23 protein-coding genes are annotated in these 21,042 nt (G+C 39.1%); 17 read left to right on the top strand and 6 right to left on the bottom strand.

Annotated elements, in window-relative coordinates:
• Positions 1–10: 10 nt before the first annotated feature.
• From WAO84_RS04680 to WAO84_RS04620, 14 genes are all read left to right on the top strand, one after another.
• A complete protein-coding gene (locus tag WAO84_RS04680; protein WP_340063936.1) occupies positions 11–1,348 on the top strand; it encodes a RagB/SusD family nutrient uptake outer membrane protein in 1,338 nt (445 codons plus the stop codon).
• A gap of 92 nt (positions 1,349–1,440) precedes the next feature.
• Entirely contained in the window at positions 1,441–2,994 is a 1,554-nt protein-coding gene (locus tag WAO84_RS04675) for a glycoside hydrolase family 10-like protein (RefSeq protein WP_340063934.1), read from the top strand.
• Entirely contained in the window at positions 2,991–3,470 is a 480-nt protein-coding gene (locus tag WAO84_RS04670) for a GNAT family N-acetyltransferase (RefSeq protein ID WP_340063933.1), read from the top strand. Before WAO84_RS04675 ends, WAO84_RS04670 begins: the two co-directional genes overlap by 4 nt.
• Before the next feature lie 16 nt (positions 3,471–3,486).
• The gene (locus WAO84_RS04665) at positions 3,487–4,722 is read left to right on the top strand and encodes an MFS transporter (RefSeq protein ID WP_340063932.1); all 1,236 of its coding nucleotides are present in this window, start codon (positions 3,487–3,489) and stop codon (positions 4,720–4,722) included.
• A 4-nt stretch (positions 4,723–4,726) separates the two neighbouring features.
• Positions 4,727–6,379 (top strand): glycoside hydrolase family 3 protein, encoded by a 1,653-nt coding sequence (locus tag WAO84_RS04660; RefSeq protein WP_340063931.1) that lies wholly within the window; start codon positions 4,727–4,729, stop codon positions 6,377–6,379.
• Positions 6,376–7,041: a class I SAM-dependent methyltransferase gene (locus WAO84_RS04655; RefSeq protein ID WP_340063928.1), complete on the top strand. Its 666-nt coding sequence runs from the start codon at positions 6,376–6,378 to the stop codon at positions 7,039–7,041. Before WAO84_RS04660 ends, WAO84_RS04655 begins: the two co-directional genes overlap by 4 nt.
• A gap of 1 nt (position 7,042) precedes the next feature.
• On the top strand, positions 7,043–8,122 hold the full coding sequence (locus tag WAO84_RS04650) for an anhydro-N-acetylmuramic acid kinase (protein WP_340063927.1): 1,080 nt from the start codon (positions 7,043–7,045) through the stop codon (positions 8,120–8,122).
• A gap of 72 nt (positions 8,123–8,194) precedes the next feature.
• Positions 8,195–8,803 carry a uridine kinase gene (udk, locus tag WAO84_RS04645; protein WP_340063926.1) on the top strand — a complete coding sequence of 203 codons (609 nt, stop codon included), beginning with the start codon at positions 8,195–8,197 and terminating at the stop codon, positions 8,801–8,803.
• A gap of 3 nt (positions 8,804–8,806) precedes the next feature.
• Positions 8,807–9,142: an FtsB family cell division protein gene (locus WAO84_RS04640; RefSeq protein WP_340063925.1), complete on the top strand. Its 336-nt coding sequence runs from the start codon at positions 8,807–8,809 to the stop codon at positions 9,140–9,142.
• Positions 9,135–10,526: a methylmalonyl-CoA mutase subunit beta gene (locus WAO84_RS04635; RefSeq protein WP_340063924.1), complete on the top strand. Its 1,392-nt coding sequence runs from the start codon at positions 9,135–9,137 to the stop codon at positions 10,524–10,526. The genes WAO84_RS04640 and WAO84_RS04635 overlap by 8 nt, the downstream gene beginning before the upstream one ends.
• 33 nt (positions 10,527–10,559) lie before the next feature.
• The gene (gene scpA / locus WAO84_RS04630) at positions 10,560–12,704 is read left to right on the top strand and encodes a methylmalonyl-CoA mutase (RefSeq protein WP_340063922.1); all 2,145 of its coding nucleotides are present in this window, start codon (positions 10,560–10,562) and stop codon (positions 12,702–12,704) included.
• Between the two features lie 36 nt (positions 12,705–12,740).
• The gene (locus WAO84_RS04625; RefSeq protein ID WP_340063921.1) at positions 12,741–13,322 is read left to right on the top strand and encodes a DJ-1/PfpI family protein; all 582 of its coding nucleotides are present in this window, start codon (positions 12,741–12,743) and stop codon (positions 13,320–13,322) included.
• 90 nt (positions 13,323–13,412) lie between these two features.
• The gene (locus tag WAO84_RS17190) at positions 13,413–13,910 is read left to right on the top strand and encodes a CPBP family glutamic-type intramembrane protease (RefSeq protein ID WP_422614472.1); all 498 of its coding nucleotides are present in this window, start codon (positions 13,413–13,415) and stop codon (positions 13,908–13,910) included.
• 204 nt (positions 13,911–14,114) lie between these two features.
• The gene (locus WAO84_RS04620) at positions 14,115–14,879 is read left to right on the top strand and encodes a hypothetical protein (protein ID WP_340063919.1); all 765 of its coding nucleotides are present in this window, start codon (positions 14,115–14,117) and stop codon (positions 14,877–14,879) included.
• A 58-nt stretch (positions 14,880–14,937) separates the two neighbouring features.
• Here the strand turns inward: WAO84_RS04620 and WAO84_RS04615 are convergent, their stop codons facing one another.
• The 3 genes from WAO84_RS04615 to WAO84_RS04605 are packed head-to-tail and all read right to left on the bottom strand — an operon-like array spanning position 14,938 to position 16,579.
• Positions 14,938–15,318 carry a VOC family protein gene (locus WAO84_RS04615; RefSeq protein WP_340063916.1) on the bottom strand — a complete coding sequence of 127 codons (381 nt, stop codon included), beginning with the start codon at positions 15,316–15,318 and terminating at the stop codon, positions 14,938–14,940.
• Positions 15,319–15,331: 13 nt separating this feature from the next.
• Positions 15,332–15,859: an SRPBCC family protein gene (locus WAO84_RS04610; protein ID WP_340063914.1), complete on the bottom strand. Its 528-nt coding sequence runs from the start codon at positions 15,857–15,859 to the stop codon at positions 15,332–15,334.
• Positions 15,860–15,919: 60 nt separating this feature from the next.
• Positions 15,920–16,579 (bottom strand): TrmH family RNA methyltransferase, encoded by a 660-nt coding sequence (locus WAO84_RS04605; protein ID WP_340063913.1) that lies wholly within the window; start codon positions 16,577–16,579, stop codon positions 15,920–15,922.
• Positions 16,580–16,633: 54 nt separating this feature from the next.
• Here WAO84_RS04605 and WAO84_RS04600 point away from each other — a divergent pair, with 54 nt between their 5' ends.
• Positions 16,634–17,320 (top strand): SIR2 family NAD-dependent protein deacylase, encoded by a 687-nt coding sequence (locus tag WAO84_RS04600; RefSeq protein ID WP_340063912.1) that lies wholly within the window; start codon positions 16,634–16,636, stop codon positions 17,318–17,320.
• Here the strand turns inward: WAO84_RS04600 and WAO84_RS04595 are convergent.
• Positions 17,292–17,762: a heme-binding domain-containing protein gene (locus WAO84_RS04595; protein WP_340063910.1), complete on the bottom strand. Its 471-nt coding sequence runs from the start codon at positions 17,760–17,762 to the stop codon at positions 17,292–17,294. The genes WAO84_RS04600 and WAO84_RS04595 overlap by 29 nt on opposite strands.
• A gap of 38 nt (positions 17,763–17,800) precedes the next feature.
• On the opposite strand from WAO84_RS04595, the gene WAO84_RS04590 reads away from it, so the two are divergent.
• Both WAO84_RS04590 and purB read left to right on the top strand, forming a co-directional pair.
• Positions 17,801–18,373 (top strand): adenylosuccinate lyase, encoded by a 573-nt coding sequence (locus WAO84_RS04590; protein ID WP_340063909.1) that lies wholly within the window; start codon positions 17,801–17,803, stop codon positions 18,371–18,373.
• Positions 18,374–18,429: 56 nt separating this feature from the next.
• A complete protein-coding gene (gene purB / locus WAO84_RS04585) occupies positions 18,430–19,773 on the top strand; it encodes an adenylosuccinate lyase (protein WP_340063908.1) in 1,344 nt (447 codons plus the stop codon).
• 92 nt (positions 19,774–19,865) lie between these two features.
• Here purB and WAO84_RS04580 read toward each other — a convergent pair whose 3' ends face one another.
• Together WAO84_RS04580 and WAO84_RS04575 are read right to left on the bottom strand one after the other, a co-directional pair.
• Complete coding sequence (locus tag WAO84_RS04580) at positions 19,866–20,408, bottom strand: DUF4252 domain-containing protein (RefSeq protein WP_340063907.1); 543 nt, start codon at positions 20,406–20,408, stop codon at positions 19,866–19,868.
• A gap of 99 nt (positions 20,409–20,507) precedes the next feature.
• Positions 20,508–21,041 (bottom strand): DUF4252 domain-containing protein, encoded by a 534-nt coding sequence (locus WAO84_RS04575; protein ID WP_340063905.1) that lies wholly within the window; start codon positions 21,039–21,041, stop codon positions 20,508–20,510.
• Position 21,042: the final 1 nt, after the last annotated feature.

Raw genomic sequence — 21,042 nt, 5'->3', positions numbered from 1 at the left:
GTAGATGATCATGAAAAAATACATAACATATAAAGGGATAGCAGTGATACTCGTAAGTATCCTGACGTTCGTATCATGCGAAACAGATTTTGAAAACCCTAATGCGGCATCTGCAGATGAGGTCTTTAACACTCGTGAAGGGCTTTTTAGTGCTACAATAGGAATGTCACAGATCTATAGTACCAGCGGCCTGCGTTTTATTATTGAAACACCCGCTATTACTACACGGGAAGCAGGGATTACCACCACCTTCCAAAATATGATTGAGCTAGAGGACGGAGGGGCACCCCTTCCTAATTTTAATTCCAATGTAATAGGGATCTGGAGGAATCTTATGCGTGTCATGGGAGTTGCAGAAGACATTGCAGCGAATACACCCAATGTACAACTGGATGAAGGCACTACCAGCGGCCTGATCGCGTATGCCAACCTGTTCCGGGCCATGAGTATAGGCAGCCTGTCACAAAATTATGAACAGGTAATTATATTGACCAACCCCGATAACAACGCAACATTTGTTTCCCGACAGGAAGGTTTTAACGAAGCCATTCGCCTTTTAACCGAAGCTCGTGACCTGATAACCACTACACCTGTTTCAGATGAATTTGATAGTGAAATATTGAGAGGTAATATCGATCTTTTAAATACGATCAATGCCATACTTGCCAGATATCAGCTTTTTGCAGGCAACTATGATGCTGCCATTACCAGTGCCGGTAATGTGAATCAGTCTTCCACATCTGTGTTTAGTTACGATGTTCTAAACCCCAACCCTATTTGGACACGTGTGTTCCAAAACAATATCTCTAATTTTAAACCTCGTGACAACTTTGGTTTACCTGCATCTTTTGTGTTTGATGCCAATGATGGCAGGCTCGATTTTTATCTGGATCCGCTCGATGAGGATAATCAAAACGGATTACCTATTGAAAACCTGAAAGGTTTTTTCCAAACCGACACGGAAAGCATTCCTCTTTACCTTCCGGATGAAATGAACCTCATAATTGCAGAAGCGCATTTGCGCAAAGCCAGTCCGGATATATCTGCTGCCATTGCAGCAATTAATGCCGTACGTACTGATACGGATGATGCCTTTGGCATAAATGCAGATATCGATCCCTACAGTGGAGAGCAAACCGTAAATGCGTTGCTTGATGAAGTATATCAAAACCGTAGAGCTGAGCTTTTTCTCACAGGCATGAGCCTGGAAGACAGCAGAAGATTTGGAAGACCAGAACCCAGCACTGCTATACAAGTATTTACCGATGAGCGTAATCGTAATTTTTATCCTTATCCGGAAACAGAAAGAAATAACAATACCAATACGCCTGCCGATCCGTCTATTTAAGTCTTTAGTTTGAAGTTTAGTTTAGTTGAAAAAGACCTGCTTTCGGTAATTCCTTAAGTGGGTCTTTTTTTTAAATTCGTGTAAAAATTGTTATGTACAAAAAAATCTGTATTCTTTTCGTCCTTACTTTAAGTGCCTGTGGAAGTATCACAAAAAAACAGGTACCCCCAAAAACAGAATTTCGAGGGTTTTGGGTTGCCACAGTAGTAAATATTGACTGGCCCAAAAATCCTTCAGATCCTATTGAAAAAAAGAAAGCAGATTATCTTGAATTACTGGACTTCTACCAATCCTTACATTTTAATGCTGCCATTGTACAGATACGTACGGCAGGTGATGCTTTCTATCCCAGTGAACTGGCTCCCTGGTCTCGTTTCTTGACCGGTACCGAAGGAAAGGCCGGAGAAGAATACACTACTCTGCTTCACTGGATGATCGAAGAAACGCATAAGCGTGGTATGGAGTTTCACGCCTGGTTAAACCCCTACAGAGCAACTTTTGATCTCAATACGGAAATACTGAGTGAATTTCATGACTTTAATACTCACCCCGACTGGCTTTTACGCTATGGAAAAAAGTATTATTATAACCCGGGACTTCCAGAGGTGCAGGAACATATTCTAAATATAATAAAAGAGGTGGTTGAAAATTATGATATTGATGCCATACACTTTGATGATTACTTTTATCCTTATAAAATTCAGGGAGAAGAGTTTAATGATGTCGCTGCTTATGAAGAATATGCCCAACCAGGGCAAAATATTGATGACTGGCGACGGGAAAATGTGAATACACTAATTAAACAAATACACTTATATATTAGATCTTCCAAGCCCTGGGTTCAATTTGGGATAAGTCCGTTTGGGGTATGGAGAAATGCTGATAAGGACCCCAAGGGATCTGATACCCAGGCAGGACAAACCACCTATGATGATCTGTATGCAGACCCCATTACCTGGATGCAAAAGCAATGGATAGATTATATGGCACCCCAATTATATTGGAGTATGGACTATGAAGTGGCCTCTCATAGAAAGCTGGTAAACTGGTGGTCAAAAAATTCATGGAACACCCCAATTTACATAGGTAACGGTACATATAAAATAAGGAACAATGACGACACGCAATGGAACCGAAAAAAACAGATTCCCAAACAAATACAATTGTCGCGTACTACCGATAATATTAACGGAAATATTTTTTTTAGTGCCAAATCCCTGATCAATCGTCACGAAGATGTCGTAAATTATCTTAAGCGAAAAGTCTATACCCGTCCCGCGCTCACACCCGGCACCTTAAAAAAAGAAACTGCTGAACTGTTTTCTCCTGAAATCCAAACCAGCTTTCAGTCTGCTTCTCAATATTCATTTGTTCTGGAGAATGTACCTCAAAATACAAAAAAGATACTTGTCTATTCTGCAGGAAATTCTCAAAAATTATCAGACAATAGTGCTGAATATATACTATCTATTGCACCTATAGATAAAAATAATACCTTTCATATCGCTAAAGAAAAAATACGAAAACGGCAGGTATGGGGTATCTGTTTTATAGATCGTTATGGCAATGAAAGTGAAATGTTACAGATGGAAATTACAAAAGGAAAAAACGGGAATCTTACCTTCTCTAAAAAAATACAGCTATGAAAGACATGTTAGTTCGCCTTCTGGAACTTCCGGATGTTACCCGGCTCGAAGAACAGTTGTTTGAAAACGAAGGTATTCTTTTTAGAAGACCCATTGCTCCCGAGAAAACCATACTGGCAGAATGGGCGGGTAAACATTTCAGTGACTACTGGAAAAATGAAGTTGAAACAGCTTTTACCCGACTACCGGTAACCTGCTTTGTAGCACAACGAGAAAACACCATACTCGGATTTTCCTGTTATGAATGCACTGCAAAATCCTTTTTTGGCCCTACTGGTACTTTGGTTAACGAACGAGGCAAAGGTATTGGCAAAGTATTACTGGTAAAAAGCCTTCAGGGGCTGCGCGATTTAGGGTATATTTATGGAATTATAGGAGGTGTTGGTCCCGAGGCATATTACAAAAAAACGGTTGGGGCCATATCCATTCCCGGTTCTGAAAACAGCGTTTACAAAAACATGCTAAAAAGTGAATAGTGATTCCCAAAAAAAAATGAAACCCTGGTTTTGGGTACCCGCTCTTTATTTCACGCAGGGACTCCCGTATGTAATTGTGATAAACGTATCGGTTATTATGTACAAGAAACTCGGAATAGGGAATGCCGATATCGGGCTTTATACCAGTTGGTTGTATTTGCCCTGGGTATTAAAACCCCTGTGGAGTCCGCTGGTGGAAATATCTGCCACTAAACGCAAATGGTTTTTAGGAATGCAGTTTCTTATAGCCCTTTCTTTTCTGGGGGTAGGTCTCAGTATCCCATTAAACTATTTTTTTATTGTAAGTCTTGCCTGTTTTTGGGTAAGTGCTTTTGCTTCGGCTACCCACGATATTGCTGCAGACGGGTTTTACCTTATTGGGTTACCTCCTAAAAAGCAGTCTTTTTTTCTGGGCGTAAGAAGTACTTTTTACAGACTGGCCATGATAACCGGGCAGGGGCTTATTGTAGTAATAGCCGGTGTACTTGAAAATCAATATGGAGATCCGCAAAAAGCCTGGTCCTATACCATGGTAAGTGTTGCCATTCTTATGGTTATAATGACCATTTTCAATCTCCTGGCTACCAAAGAAATTGAAAGTCTCACAGAAAAAGATAAAAAACAGGGCTTTCTAAAAGTAATGTTATCCTTTTTTCAAAAGAAACAAATAGGTACAGCTTTGGCCTTTATACTCTTCTACAGGCTCGGTGAATCACAACTGGTAAAAATGGCATCTCCTTTTTTACTGGATACTAAAGAAACGGGAGGTTTGGCACTTTCAACGGCAGAAGTAGGAACCATATACGGCACACTGGGCCTTATAGCACTCTCACTGGGAGGTATTATGGGAGGTATCCTGATCTCAAGAGACGGGCTTGGTAAATGGATGTTGCCCATGATACTTTCATTAAATATTCCTAATATATTTTACGTGCTTCTTTCGTGGGCGCAACCCGAATCTGTATTCATGGCTTCGGCTGTAGTGGTAATAGAACAATTTGGTTACGGTTTCGGGTTTACGGCTTTTCTCATGTATCTTATCTATATTTCCGAAGGTATTTCCAAAACTGCTCATTACGCTATTGCTACTGGTTTTATGGCCCTCGGGATGATGATCCCCGGGATGTTAAGCGGGTTCATTCAGGAATTCCTGGGATATACCGGATTCTTTATTTGGGTGGTAATTGCTGCGGTTCCCGGAATACTCATGACAAAATATATTTCTTATCCTTACGATTACGGCAAACAGTAACTCTATGATAGTAGAAAAACATACTCAGAAATTTATAAACAAATGGTCTCTCGAAGAACAGGCCGGTCAGTTATTCTTTCCTGCTGCTTTTATAAATGGTGATGATAGCGAAGTAAAAAGAATAGAAACCCTTATAAAAGATTATCACATTGGAGGGCTTACCTTTTTCCATAGCAGGATAAGTGCTGCCACTAATTTTGAAGGAAAAAAACAAGTAGTGCGTAATGAATACAGTTACGACCGTTTACGAGAACTCATAGAACATTATCAAAGTATCTCCTCCACCCCTTTATTAATGAGCATAGATGCCGAATGGGGTTTGGCCATGCGTATAGAAAACACCCCCCAGTACCCGTACGCACTCTCTCTGGGAGCCCTTGGAGAAAACCGGGAAACGCTCATTTTTGAAACAGCCAAATATATTGGGCGTGACCTTAAAGAATCCGGTATTCATTTAAATCTGGCTCCGGTAGCCGACATTAATGAAAATCCAAACAATCCGGTTATCGGATATCGCTCTTTCGGGCAAAAAAAAGATGCCGTTTCCAGAAATGCCATTGCGTTTTACAAAGGTCTTGTAAAAGCTGGAATATCCGGTTGCTTTAAGCACTTCCCGGGACACGGGAATACGCATGTAGATTCGCATCTGGGGCTTCCGGTTATTCACAAGTCCAAAGAACAGCTCATGCTTAATGAACTGGTCCCTTTTATCAGAGCAATTGAAGAAAAAGCCGATTGTATTATGATCGGGCATTTGGCAGTACCTGCATTAAGTATGGGAAAAATTATTCCGGCTACCCTTTCAGAAGAGATCATTAAAGGAGTTTTACGAGAAACACTTGGTTTCAAAGGGGTGGTAATATCAGATGCTCTGAATATGCGCAGCATTTCAGATATTTACAAAGAAAAAGGGCTTCTGGAATGGAATGCTTTTAACGCCGGGAACGATATACTTTGTTTTTCTGAAAACGTAGAAGCCGGTATTGAAATGATAGCACAAAAAAGTGATAAACAATCATTGCATGAAAGCGTTAGCAGGATCTTAGCCCTAAAAGAAAAAGTGGGGCTCCTGAAGGAAGACGTGAAAAAACATTCTTTACGTACGCCGTTTGAACTTTTTGAAAGTTCCCGGTTAAAATCAAAACTGGCCAGAAATAGCATTACCCTCATTAAAAATACAGCAACCGAGATCCCTGTTTTTCAAAAACATAAGAAATATACAAAACTCTCCTTCGGTAAGCATGCCGGTAACTTCTTTTTTAAAACACTTAATACAGCTTACAAAACCCCGGAATATGAATGGATATTCACTGAAAAATCTAATGAAAATGAAGTTCTTTTAAAAAGTATCCCCAGTGACCATACATTGATTATTGCTTTGTTCCCCCCTTCTCTGAAACCGCAAAATAATTTCGGTTTTAGTGATGATATTTTACATACCTTAAGTACAATTTTCCGGTCTCATACCTGTGTACTGGCCCTTTTTGGAAATCCATATGTATTGGGAATTCTTCCAAATCTGAAAGAAGTAGATACCATACTTTCCTGTTATCAGGATTTCCCGGAATTTAAAGAAGCAGCTGCAGAATGTCTTTTAGGAAAATTTGATCCCATAGGAAAACTACCGGTAACTATTCATTCAATCAAAGATATATGAAAGCAAAAGATCACATTATAGAAAGTTGGAAAAAAAATGCAAAAGAATGGGTACGTGTTATAGAGCAGGATGAAATTCCATCACGTCAGTACACCAATACGGCTATTGTAGAAACACTAGCAACCCTTCCGGCACGTACTATTCTGGATGTAGGATGTGGAGAAGGCTGGCTAACACGAAGCGTAACCGCAATAGGCAAAAAAGCTACCGGTATCGATGCCATTCCACAATTATTAAAAAGTGCCGGTGAAAAAGGGCCCGAACCCTATTTTAATATCACTTATGAAGATATAATTAACAATATAACCGTTCCCAATGCACCTTTTGATGCAGCCGTTTTTAACTTTTGTCTGTATCAAAAAGAAGGATTGGTTACATTGTTGAAGAAAACCCGGAAAATGATTTCAGAACAGGGATATCTGGTCATTCAAACCCTGCATCCCTATTTTTTATTTCAAAATCAGCTACCTTATCAATCACAATGGATAGACAATTCCTGGAAAGGGTTACCCGGGAATTTTGAGGATGGACATACCTGGTATGCACGAACATTTGAAAACTGGATAAACATCTTTAATGAGAGTGAACTGCATTTGATCGATTTAAAAGAAGTAGTGAATGATGAGCAAAAACCCTTATCAGTAATCTTTACAATTAAATAGTATGAACAATTATAAAGTAATAGGACTTATGTCCGGAACATCTCTGGACGGACTGGATATGGCGTATTCCCATATTTATTTTGAAAATAACCAGTGGCAGTTTAGCATACTTGAGACCAAAAGCATTGAGTACACCTCTTCTTTTAGAGAAAAACTAAAAAACTCTGTACATCTTGAAGCTTTAGAGTTATTACAATTAAATAATTGGTATGGAGCATGGTTGGGGCAACAAGTTGCTACTTTTATAGAAGAGAAAGCATTGTCACCAGACTTTATTGCTTCTCATGGTCATACGGTTTTTCATCAACCCGAAAAAGGGATCACTTATCAAATAGGATCAGGACAGCACATTGCCAATACCTGTGGCGTAAAAGTTATTTGCGACTTTAGAAGCAATGACCTCATTCTAGGCGGACAGGGAGCTCCCTTTGCCCCTATTGGCGATGAACACTTTTTTTACACTTATGATTTTTGTTTAAATCTTGGTGGTATTAGCAATATTTCCTTTAAAAAAGAAGGTAAAAGGATCGCTTTTGACGTTTCACCCGCCAATATGCTGTTAAATCATATCATAGGAAAAATAGGAAAAGCCTATGATCACAACGGTGAGAGGGCCCGCTGCGGTATTCTCAATCAAGACCTCCTCCACAACTTAAATGCACTTGAGTATTACACATTACCTTATCCAAAATCACTTGGGTATGAGTGGTTTCTGGAAAAAGTAATTCCCATTATAGACCATACATCAGATAGTATTGAGAATTTGCTGCATACTTCTGTGCATCATATAGCCGAAAAAATTGCCGGTACCATTCAAAAAGAACCATTACACGGCAAAAAAGGACAATTACTGGTAACCGGTGGCGGAGCCAAAAACAGTTTCTTTATTGAAACGTTACAACAAAAACTAGGCAAGGCCGTGTTAGTGGTAGTTCCTGAAACCCGGCTTATCGACTTTAAAGAGGCGCTGGTTTTTGGCTTAATGGGTGCACTTAAAGAGTGTAACAGTACTAATGTACTCGCTTCTGTCACAGGCGCGTCCAGAGATTCTTCATCGGGTATTATTTATACTCCTTCTTAAAGAAAAGGTACCCTCTTTTAAAAAAACGCATAGTTTCAATTGCAATCCTTAAATTTGCTTAAAAAACAGTGCATGCTTATTATTGGGATTGCAGGAGGAACCGGATGCGGTAAAACTACTGTAGTAAATCAAATTATCAATGAGCTACCGGAAAACGAAGTAGGGGTTATTTCTCAAGACTCATATTATAGAGAAACCTCGCATCTTTCGTATCAGGAGCGCACCAGGATCAATTTTGACCATCCTCGCGCCATTGATTTTGATTTGCTGGAAGAGCACCTCAAACTACTCAAAGCAGGGAAACCCATTCACCAGCCCGTATATTCTTTTGTGAAGCACAACCGTTCCAAAGATACGATACATACACATCCTCGAAAAGTAATGATCGTAGAAGGTATTCTTATACTTTCCAACGCACAAATACGAGATATGTTTGATATTAAGATCTTTGTTCACGCCGATTCGGATGAACGACTCATACGAAGGATCAAAAGAGATATTTCTGAAAGAGGGAGAGATATTGAAGAGGTACTTACCAGATATCAAACCACCTTAAAACCTATGCACGAGCAGTTTATAGAGCCCATGAAGGAATATGCCGATATAATTATTCCCAACAATAAACACAACACAGTGGCCATAGATATCGTAAGAACCATTATTAACCAACGTATTACCTGATCTATGAAGCTTAAAGAACTCAGACAAAAAAAATGGTTTCGCATATTTGGCAATATTTATGTGCTTATACTTACCGTTTTTGCCGTCTGGATGCTTTTTTTCGATTCAAACGCATATCTCACCCACAGAGAATTAAATAAAGAAATTCAAAAACTCGAAAAACAACGAAAACACCTTCAGACCGAAATTCAGAAAGATAAAAAAATGATAGAAAAACTGGATACAGAAGAAGGTCTCGAAAAATATGCGCGTGAGCAGTATTATTTAAAAAGAAGTAATGAAGAGATCTATCTTATAGAAGATCCCGACAGCATAAAACAGAAAAAGAACAATGACTAAATCCCTGTTTGATGAATTCCATAGCATATCCGCAAAGCAGTGGAAACAAAAAATACAGTTTGACCTGAAAGGTGCCGATTACAACGAAACCCTTATTAGCGAAACCCCCGAAAAGATAGCGGTAAAACCCTTTTATCATGCAGATGAGGATACTTTTAGAGCCACCTGCACTACCGGTAAGGCTTGGAGTACTTCACAGCGTATCTATGTAAAAAATGCAGAAGCAGCAAATGAAAAAGGAGTAGAAGCACTTACAAAAGGAGTAGATTCCTTATGGTTTGTGATCCCTGATGAAAAAATTGATCTTTCCAAACTGTTAAAAGGTATAGTTACCAGGCCAGTAAACATATTTATTTCACCACAATTTCTGTCACTTTCTTTTGTTAAAACACTCAATGAGTTCGTTTCAGGGGCTCCCGTAAACATTTTTCTGGAAAATGACATCATTGGAAACCTGGCAGCTTCCGGCAACTGGTTTGCCAACCTTCAGAAAGATCAAGAGGTCTGGAGAGATATTGTCAAAATACCAGGTATCAATACTGTTTTTTCCGTTGACAATTCACTCTACCAAAATGCAGGTGCGCACAGCATACAGCAACTGGCCTACACGCTGGCCCTTACCAATGAATATTTTAATATCCTGGAAAATCATAGTTTGTTACCTCTTTTAACATCAGAAAGAAGTATCCTTTTTCAGGTAGCCATAGGTTCAGATTATTTCATGGAAATAGCCAAAATAAGGGCTATGAAAGAATTGTATGCCGTACTCACCGCAGAATATAATATAAAATCCCCTTGCCATATAATTGCCATGCCTTCCTATCGTAACAAAACAATATATGACTATAATGTGAACATGCTGCGAACTACCACCGAAATGATGAGTGGAATTCTGGGAGGTGCCGATACCCTTTGTAACCTTCCTTATGATGCCATTTATCACAAAGACAATAATTTTGGAGAACGTATAAGTCGAAATCAATTATTAATACTGAAACACGAAAGTTATTTTGACAAAGTACGGAATCCGGCAGATGGCGCTTACTATATAGAAACGCTTACCAAACAACTGGCTGAGGGGGCACTGGAACTGTTCTTGCAAATAGAAAAGGTAGGAGGCTTTCTCAAACAACTTAAAGAACATACTATTCAGAAAAAAATACGGGAAAGCGCCCAAAAAGAACAGGAAGCTTTTAACCGGGGAGAACGCGTATTGGTAGGGACCAATAAATACCCAAATCCCGATGACCGGATGAAAGACGATATCGAGATCTATCCTTTTGTAAAAAAAGAGGTGCGAAAAACCTTGATTGAACCGGTAGTGAGGAGAAGGCTCTCAGAAGAATATGAACAGGAGCGCCTTGAGAAAGAAAACAAAAAATAGTACGTAGAAATTCGTATCCAATACCATCGTTATATGACCCAACGCAGAGATCTACAACATATAAAACTTTCAGATAATGCCGCGTCTGCCGGTAACCCTGATTCTTCAGGGTTTGTTACCGCCGAAGGCATTGAATTAAAATCGCTATATACTGAAAATGACAGTAAGCATATCCCTCATGTAAATTTTGCAGCCGGTATTCCTCCCTATTTACGAGGCCCTTACAGCACCATGTATGTACAAAGGCCGTGGACCATACGTCAATACGCCGGATTTTCAACGGCGGAGGAGAGTAATGCTTTTTACAGACGTAACCTTGCTGCCGGCCAGAAAGGACTTTCTGTGGCTTTTGATCTCGCCACGCACAGGGGCTATGATTCTGACCATGAACGCGTAGTTGGTGATGTTGGCAAAGCCGGGGTGGCAATCGATTCGGTTGAAGATATGAAGGTTCTTTTCGACAGTATCCCGCTCGATAAAATGTCGGTTTCCATGACCATGAACGGGGCCGTACTCCCGGTAATGGCATTCTATATAGTAGCTGCCCAGGAGCAGGGCGTAACCATCAAAGACCTCTCTGGCACCATCCAGAATGACATCTTAAAAGAATTCATGGTGCGTAACACCTATATTTATCCACCCGGGCCCTCCATGAAGATCATTGCCGATATTTTTGAATTTACCAGCAAAAACATGCCTAAATTCAACAGTATCAGTATTTCAGGATATCATATGCAGGAAGCAGGTGCTACGGCCGATATTGAACTTGCTTATACACTGGCCGATGGTCTTGAATATATACGTACGGGGCTGGATGCCGGTATGTCTATTGACGATTTTGCACCGCGTCTCTCCTTTTTCTGGGCCATTGGTATGAACCACTTTATGGAAATTGCTAAAATGAGAGCAGGCAGGATGCTCTGGGCCAAACTCGTAAAACAATTTGATCCTAAAAACCAAAAATCACTTGCCCTGCGTACACACTGCCAAACCAGTGGATGGAGCCTTACAGAACAAGACCCTTTTAACAATGTGGCCAGAACCTGTATTGAAGCTGCCGCCGCTGCTTTTGGAGGTACTCAAAGCTTACATACAAACGCTTTGGACGAAGCCATTGCCCTGCCAACCGATTTCTCTGCCAGAATTGCCCGTAATACACAGTTATACCTTCAGGAAGAAACCAGTATCACCCGAACGGTAGATCCCTGGGGGGGGAGTCACTATATAGAAAGTCTCACCCATGATATTACACAGAAAGCATGGAAATTGATACAGGAAGTAGAAGATTTAGGGGGAATGACCAAAGCTATTGAAGCTGGTATTCCCAAAATGCGAATAGAAGAAGCTGCTGCAAGAAAGCAGGCCCGTATAGATAGCTCTCAAGACATTATTGTGGGGGTCAATCAGTACAGACTGGAAAAAGAAGACCCTCTTCACATTCTGGAAGTAGATAACCAAACAGTACGAAAACAACAACTGGAAAAACTACAACAGTTAAAACAGCACAGAAATCATAAAAAAGTTGAGGCCGCTTTACATAAATTAACGCAATGTGCCCGCACAGATCAAGGAAATTTATTAGCTTTAGCTATTGATGCCGCCAGAGAAAGAGCCACTTTAGGAGAAATTAGTGATGCACTTGAAGCGGTATATGGAAGATATAAAGCAAAAATACAATCATTTAGCGGCGTGTATTCAAAGGAGATCAATAACGATAAGAATTTTGAAAAAGCCAGGAAACTGGCCGATAAATTTGCAGAAATAGACGGAAGGCGTCCCCGAATTATGATCGCTAAAATGGGACAGGATGGCCACGATCGCGGAGCCAAAGTAGTGGCTACCGGCTACGCAGATCTTGGTTTTGATGTAGATATAGGTCCGTTATTCCAAACACCCAAAGAAGCCGCCAAACAAGCCGTTGAAAATGACGTGCATATTCTGGGAGTATCTTCATTGGCAGCAGGTCATAAAACACTGGTTCCCGAAGTGATTCACGAGTTAAAAAAATATGGCAGGGAAGACATTATGGTCATTGTAGGGGGGGTTGTACCACAACAGGACTATGAATTTCTGTTTGATGCAGGTGCTGTTGCCGTATTTGGCCCGGGAACCAAGATAAGTGAAGCCGCCATCCAGATATTGGATATCCTAATAGATGAAGATGGGCAAAACCAGTGAAATAGTTTGCCAGGTAGTATTTTCAATACAACACCTATGAAAAGGAATGTAGGGATCTTTATTTTTGATGAAGCCGAGGTATTGGATTTTGCAGGCCCGTTTGAAGTGTTTTCAGTTTCTTCGCAACTAAACGATCATGCTCTTTTTAATGTATTCACTCTTGCCAAAACACGCGATGCCATTACTGCGGTTAATGGTTTATCTGTAAACCCTGATTATGCAATAGAAGAAGCTCCTTCACCGGATATTCTTATTTTGGCTGGTGGGAATGGTACGCGTAAGGTGATAAAAGATAAAGAGGTGATTAACTGGATAAAGGCCGTGTATCCAAAAACTGAAATTATAGCCAGTGTATGTTCGGGTTCCCGTATGTTGGCAATGGCAGGTCTTTTAAAAGGTAAACCATACTGTACCCATCACCAGGTTTATGGCGATATGCAGGAACTGGTACCCGATGGAGCTCCTCAGAAAAATAAACGCTTTACTAACAGCGGTAATATTTACTCCTCCGGTGGGATCTCGGCAGGTATAGATATGTCTTTTCATCTGGTAGAAAAACTTCATGGAAAAGAAGTAGCCCAACAAACCGCCGGTTATATGGAATATAGATTGTTGTAAAAAGTTATCTTCCTGAATGAAAAATATTTGGCTACTCTTACCAAACTAAATTAAAAAAAACAAAAGATCATAATTGCTTATTAAACAAGTATGTTGAGAGATCTCATAGTTTACTTTAAGAATACAGGTAAAAAAAGATTTATTCTTACAACCTTTTTTCTATTAATTACTCTGCAGTTTTCAGGTTCTTTTATTATTAAATATTTTGTAGGTGATGATATTTTAAGTGTTGATTTTTTAGAAGGTAAAAGCTTACTTTATATTTTTATTACTTCTGTTATAATCGGACCGCTGATTGAAACTTTTTTGTTCCAGTACTGTGTAATTGAGCTTATTTTATATTTTAAAAAAAACGTTTCATTTAAGATACTGGCCCTATTTCTTTCTGCTTTATTATTTGGATTAGCTCATTATTACAATATTTATTACATAGTTTTTACATTGATCATTGGTTTTGTATTTGCTTTTATTTACCTCATCGGAAAAGAACGAAATGATACAAATGGCTTCAGGATAACCTGGTTAGCCCATATTGTTATGAACTTGATTGCTTTTGTTTACAATGATCTTTTGTTTCCCATGGTTTGAGTAATGATAATATTTAATCAGGCAAAAACGGGATCGAAAACGATATGTATGATTAACTTTCATACCACATAATTCCAATCAGATTTTTTACATTGTATTATTTATTTTTAAAGTTTTTTCTTATTTTTTATTATCAATTATTCTTTATTTTATTGTAATCCTAAGTTAATTTTTTATTTTTGGGTAACCAATAAATAACTGACAATGAGAGCTTCCAAACTTTATTATTTAATTATCGTACTTTTTTTTGCTACCGCCTGTACTTCGGAAACCGATTTCGATTACGAATCTTCTGAAATAAGTGAAAATATAATATCCATTTCTGCAAGAGGCTTTTCCTGTGACAATCCTTTAAATGGTCCTTCATCGGTAGTTGCCGGAACGGTAAGATCGTATTCTGTAACACCAAAAAGTCCCACTATCAGTCCTTCCTCTATTCAATGGTCCGTTAGTAATATCAGTACTATGACCATAACTTCTGGTCAGGGAACAACCAATATAAATGTAAGTTTTTCATCAACTTTCAACGGTGGTAACCTAACAGTTTCTATCAATGGAGGGGTATGTCAAACCATTAAGGCCATAAGCAAACAATCTCCTCCCTGTACGGATGATTGCGGAGGGAGTTTTGGGGGTTTTTATGGAATCACGAGTAGTTATTACATATATCCCGATGAGGACTTTGATGTAAGCTGCGTAAATACAGGAGCTACTATTTCTATGTTTGTTAGTCCTGCTGATGTTCCAAACAGATTTAGAATAAAAGACAGTAATGGTAATGATGTAGCTGAATCAAATTGGATTGGAACTGCTAATTATCCAGGGCCGTGGGGATTATCACTGGCTTCCGGAGCTACTTATTTGAGGTTTAGGAAAAGTAGTAGTTCTGATATTTATACATTGATCGTGGAGACGGCTACACCACCAAATCAAACAGATTCATGGAGCGCACGCCTGTCCTGTCAATAAAACTGAGCCTTACATTAAACAAACCGCGGTTATATAGAATATAGGTTACTGTAAAAGGCTATGCTCTTGAATGCAAAGCTATCCGGTTACCTTCGCTATCCAGAAAAGTGGCCATATATCCAATTTCTTCGGAAATAAGTGTTTTTCCCTGTAAAATGGTTCCTCCCGCCTCTTCTATCTTTCCCAGTTCATTTGATACGTTTTGCGAAGAAAAATAGAGCAACACTCCTTTATGAGCATCAGGTTGGTAACTGTCTTTATGCAAAATAAGAGATCCCGGGGCTCCCGGCTTACCTTCAGCAAAAGGAAACCACGCCATTAAAACCCCGTCAAAATCTTCCTGATGCAGATTAACATCAAATACGGTTTCATAAAATTTCTTTGCCCGGCCCATATCCAGTACCGGGATTTCAAACCATCCTACTATATTATACTCCATACTAGTAAAATTATTATTTTTCTAAAATACTTTTAAGGTTCGCAAGACCTTCTTCAAAGTCTTTACCTACCATTTTATCCATATTCATAAAGATCATCAATATACTCACGGGAAATTTATTCTTTCCTGATAACCCCCATATTACCCGCGTTTTATTATCTCCGGATTCTTCCACACTTATATAAGCATCAGACTCAGACCTCCAGGGTTTGAAAAAACGCAACCGGCTTTCAATAATCCTGTTTTCTTCAATACCTGTGATCTCCTGTTCGCCCTCACCTACTTCTTTGTTGCCTTTCCAGGAATAGATAGCGCCTACAGTACCATCGGTTCCCGTAAATTCTTTTTGCATATTAGGGTCTTTTTTGCTCCAGGGCGACCATTCGTCCTGGTTTTTTAGCAGTTTTAGGTAATTAAATACCTCAGGAAGTGGTCTGGAGACCTCAACAGTTCTTGAAACATCGTATGTTTTAGGAGCTATTATAAGAAGTATAACAAAAACAAGTACCAGGGCTCCCAGTATATAAAACAGTATTGTCATTGAGTTGTGGTTTAGGTTGTTATGTAAATTTAAAAAATAAAATGCTAAAAAAATATTAAATTATTCATTATCAGAATAGTACCTTGAGAGAATATCCTCAACGCTCCTTACGGTCTTCCTGGCCCAGTCTATTCTTTTTTCAAGAATTTCATCTTCAGAAAGTTGCCAGGGAATATCTGATTTTCGCAACCGGGATGTTACCGAATGTAAAATAATAGCCGCCGAAACCGAAATGTTGAGGCTCTCGGTAAAACCTGCCATAGGTATTTTTAGAAAACCATCTGCTTTTTCCATGACTTCATCGGAAAGACCTTGCTTTTCTGTTCCGAAGAAAAACGCACTTTTTTGAGATATGTCGAAATCCTCAAGAAAACAAGAATCATTATGTGGGGTGGTTGCAATTATTTGATACCCTTTTTTTTGTAAGTGTACAATACAATCTTCTGTTTTGGCATACCTGTGCACATCTACCCATTTTTGTGCTCCCATAGCAATTTTGCTGTCCAGCTTTTTCCCAAATCGTTCTTCAACAAAATGTGCCTCCTGTAACCCAAAAACATCGCAACTGCGTATTACCGCACTGGTGTTATGCGCCTGAAAAACATCTTCCATAACTACCGTAAAATGTTTGGTACGGTTTGAGAGTATTTCCAAAAAACGCTTTTTACGTTCTTCGGTCATAAAACCCTCCAGGTATTTGAGAAGTTTTATCTGGTTCATAAATTCTGTTTTGTCAAATATAGGTGTTATCTTAAATTTGAAAAAAATCAGAAAATGAAAAAACTGGTGGCACTAACAGGTGCAGGCATTAGTGCCGAAAGCGGTATCAGTACCTTTAGAGGAGCAGACGGCCTCTGGGAAGGTCATGACATTATGGAAGTAGCCTCGCCTTTTGGGTGGGAAAAAAATCCGGAACTGGTACTTGATTTTTACAATAAACGAAGACGACAACTTCTTACGGTACAACCAAATACTGCACATTTTACTCTTGCCCGACTGGAAGAGGATTTTGACGTAACGGTAATTACTCAAAATGTTGATGACCTGCATGAAAGAGCAGGCAGTACCAAAGTGCTACATTTGCATGGTGAACTTTTAAAAGTAAGGAGCACTTTTGATGAGAACCTTATTTACGACTGGAGAGAAGATCTAAGCTTCGGTGATTTTTGCGAGCATCAACACCAGTTAAGACCACATATTGTATGGTTTGGAGAAATGGTTCCTATGATCGAGGTTGCCATTCCTGTAATACAGCAGGCCGATTTTATTTTGGTTATTGGTACATCAATGCAAGTGTATCCGGCCGCCAATCTTGTACATTATAGAAAAACCGATGTTCCCATTTATTTTATAGATCCCGAACCCTCTTTACGGGAAAACGATATGCATAAACTTCACGTTATTGCACAAAAAGCTACCGAAGGAGTACCTCTTATTGCGAATCGCCTAACTGGTAAATAAAATGTACATCTTTCACCCAGTTGGTGAGTTTGGTGATCTGTTCCTGAGACAATTTCGCATCTTTATGAAGCCAGGTATATGAATCCAGGGGCATGTGTGCCTCCTCTACTTCTTCCACAAACTCTTCAAGTTTATGTGCTTTTTTCTTTGTGCTATAATTATCCCATTCAGAAAAGTTGAGATGCTTTTTTCCATCTTTTATATGCTCTGCAATTATATACGAAAAAGGAGCTACCTCACTGTACCAGGGATAGCGTGTATGATTAGAGTGACAGTCATAACAGGCATTTTTAACCAGTGATTGTACTTCCGGAGTAGGATTGGTCACTGCCAGGAAGTCTGTAGCAGGAACTACATCAGACTGATTTTTCTTAGGGCGGAAAAACTGCATAACAATTAAGACAAGTAACAATGCTACCAGAATTTTTTTCAGTATTTTCATTTTGATGTAAATTTTGAGCTTTAAAAGTAACAAAAAATATGGCTGCGAAAACCTTTTACGAAGAACTTGAAACATTAAAAGCATATCGCGAAACCCGCCTGCGCCTGGCAGAAAAAGTAATTCGTCAGCCTGATTTATTTCCCGAACTGCTTCTAATTTGCTACCAGTTTCATAATGAGGTTTCTTCACGTGCGTGCTGGATTCTGGAGTTTGTCATGCTTAAAAACCCCACTCTACTCATTCCGTATCTCGACGAGTTTACAGAGAACCTGAAAGGGTTTTCCAGGGAATCTTCTATACGACCCGTTGCCAAAACATGCCAGCTACTCACCAAACATTATTTCGCCAAAAAAGATACACCCCTTAAAAATGCAATTAATGATCTGCATTTGGAACGAATAACAGAAGCGTGTTTTGACTGGTTAATAAGCGATGTAAAAGTAGCTCCCAAAGCGTACTCTATTTACACTTTGCACCTTTTAGGAAAAAAGTTTGCATGGATACATCCAGAACTTGTAAGTGTATTAAAGCTGCAAATACCAAAACAATCTCCCGGCTTTAAAGCTGCTGCCATAAAAACCCTTGAAAAACTGCATAAAGAAAAAGAATAAGACTTTATTATATGTGGCTTATGAAGTATCTTTGAGCCTTCTTAAAAATTACTGTTATGCAGCTTACGGCACTTAATGCAATCTCTCCCATAGACGGACGTTATCGTAATAAAACCCAAATACTATCTGCGTTTTTCTCCGAAGAGGCACTCATAAAATACAGGGTACGTGTAGAGATCGAATATTTTATAGCCCTTTGTAACCTGCCGTTACCACAACTTGCAAATTTTGACGCTTCCTTGTATGACGATCTTAGAAATATCTATGAAAACTTCACCTCATCAGATGCAAAGGCGATAAAAGACATTGAAAGTATCACCAATCATGATGTGAAAGCTGTAGAATATTTTATAAAAGAGCGCTTTGAACATCTGGGTATTTCAGCGTATAAAGAATTTATACATTTTGGCCTTACTTCACAGGATATTAACAATACAGCAGTCCCATTATCTATAAAAGAAGCTATTCAGCAGGCATATTTACCTACGTTAACACGACTGGTTGCAAAACTGGATCAATTGTCAAACAACTGGAAAGAGGTCTCCATGCTGGCCCGTACCCACGGGCAACCGGCTTCACCTACACGTCTTGGAAAAGAAATACTTGTTTTTATAAAGCGTATTGAAGAGCAATTAAAAGCTTTACAGCAAATTCCGTTTGCGGCCAAATTTGGCGGAGCTACCGGAAACTTCAATGCACACCACGTTGCCTATCCCGATACAGACTGGAAGGCTTTTGGTAAAGATTTTGTTGAGAACATACTGGGGCTTTACCACTCTTTTCCCACCACTCAAATTGAGCATTATGACCATGCAGCAGCCGTTTTTGACGGGTTGAAACGCATTAATACGATTTTAATTGATCTGGACCGCGACATTTGGACCTACATTTCTATGGATTATTTTAAACAGCGTATTAAAGAGGGAGAAGTAGGCTCTTCTGCGATGCCGCATAAAGTAAACCCCATCGATTTTGAAAATTCGGAAGGTAATTTAGGGATCGCCAATGCTCTTTTTGAACATCTTTCTGCCAAATTACCAGTTTCCCGGCTGCAAAGAGACCTTACAGACAGTACCGTTCTCAGAAATATAGGAATACCTTTCGGGCATACCCTTATAGCATTTGAGGCAACCTTAAAAGGGCTTGACAAACTGCTTCTGAACAAAGAACGTTTTGACAAAGATCTCGAAGACAACTGGGCTGTAGTGGCCGAGGCTATACAAACCATTTTAAGACGAGAAGGGTATCCCAATCCGTACGAGGCCCTTAAAGGGTTAACCCGAACCAATAGCAGGATCACACAAAACACCATTTCCGATTTTATTGATACACTTTCTGTAAACAATACCATTAAAGAAGAATTAAAGGCAATTACTCCTTTTAATTATACCGGGATCTAAAGAACTCAGAAATACCAAAAAAACAAAACCCCTTTGATAACGGGGTTTCGCTTAATTAACACTTTGATTGATTTGAACCTTATACCATCTCTTTATTGACCTAAAAAGCCTTTCAAAGCTTCCAGTGAGTTCTCTCCGGCACCACTTTGTTCTACAACAGACATAAGCTTCATTACATTTTCAGGCCTCATATCTTCTCCTAATACACGAACTACGGCAAATCCCATTTCTTCATTGATCCCAAAAATGATCACCTCGTCTATCGCATCTTCTTCCCCGAGATATTTCACCGTAGCTTTTATACCTCCCGAATTGAGCTTTACCAGATCCTTGTATCTCGGATTTTTTAATATCTCTCTTACTTTGATTCTTTCTTCTTCAAAAGTCTGCTTGTTTTCCTCAGTAAGCTTAAAAGCAAGTACATTTAGTTTTCGTATAGATTGGTATGCTTCCTTTTGTGCCTCATCCAGATCTGCTTCTTCTATATTCAGCATACTTGTGTGAAAATCTATAGCCATAAAATCAGAATTAGCCTGATTATCTACATAATATTGTTGCAAACTTTGGGAGTTATTGCAAGATTGGAAAAGCATCCCTGCTATAAGGAGAAGAAAAAATGTACGTACTGTTCTCATCTTTAAAAGATTTATATTAATAGTTTAGATCTCTTAAATGGATATGGACTCAACTTTTTATAAGAGAAGGTGTCCATATCCATTTAAGGAACTTTTTAATTACTTATTCTTATCTGCCTTTTCCAATTCGGATGGAAGGTTCATCTTTTTTGTTAAGGTACTGATTTTGGTAAGGTCTATGTCTCCGGTAAGCGTGAGCAAAACGGTCTCTATTTTCCTGCCATTAGCTTCTACTTCCTTAATACCGGTAACAAACATTAACAATTCGCTTACGTGGTCTTCATCTCTTCCCTGCCTGATATAGAACTTCACATTGGTTTCTTTATCTTTTACCCGCATAAGTTCCTGCAATGAAGAACGCTTAAGGTAGGTATCTACGGTAGCTTTCATTTCTTCAGAAACCGCTTTGTCTTCCGTAATAAACACTTTGAGATCTTTAAGTGACTTCACCATTTCCATAAACTCTCTTGCTTCCGGATCATCGGCCTCAATACGAGAGAAAAGCTTAAACATATTCTGATTTACGACTACCGTACTTACATCATCCATATCTTCAAATTTATCGAAAATGGATTGGGCTGAAAGAATTATTGGAAAAGCAGCCAATGCTATACATAAAACTATTTTTTTCATG

Source organism: Ascidiimonas aurantiaca, assembly GCF_037646345.1.
In the GTDB taxonomy this organism is placed as follows: Bacteria; Bacteroidota; Bacteroidia; order Flavobacteriales; family Flavobacteriaceae; genus Ascidiimonas; species Ascidiimonas aurantiaca.
This window is presented reverse-complemented; position numbering and strand designations above follow the sequence as displayed.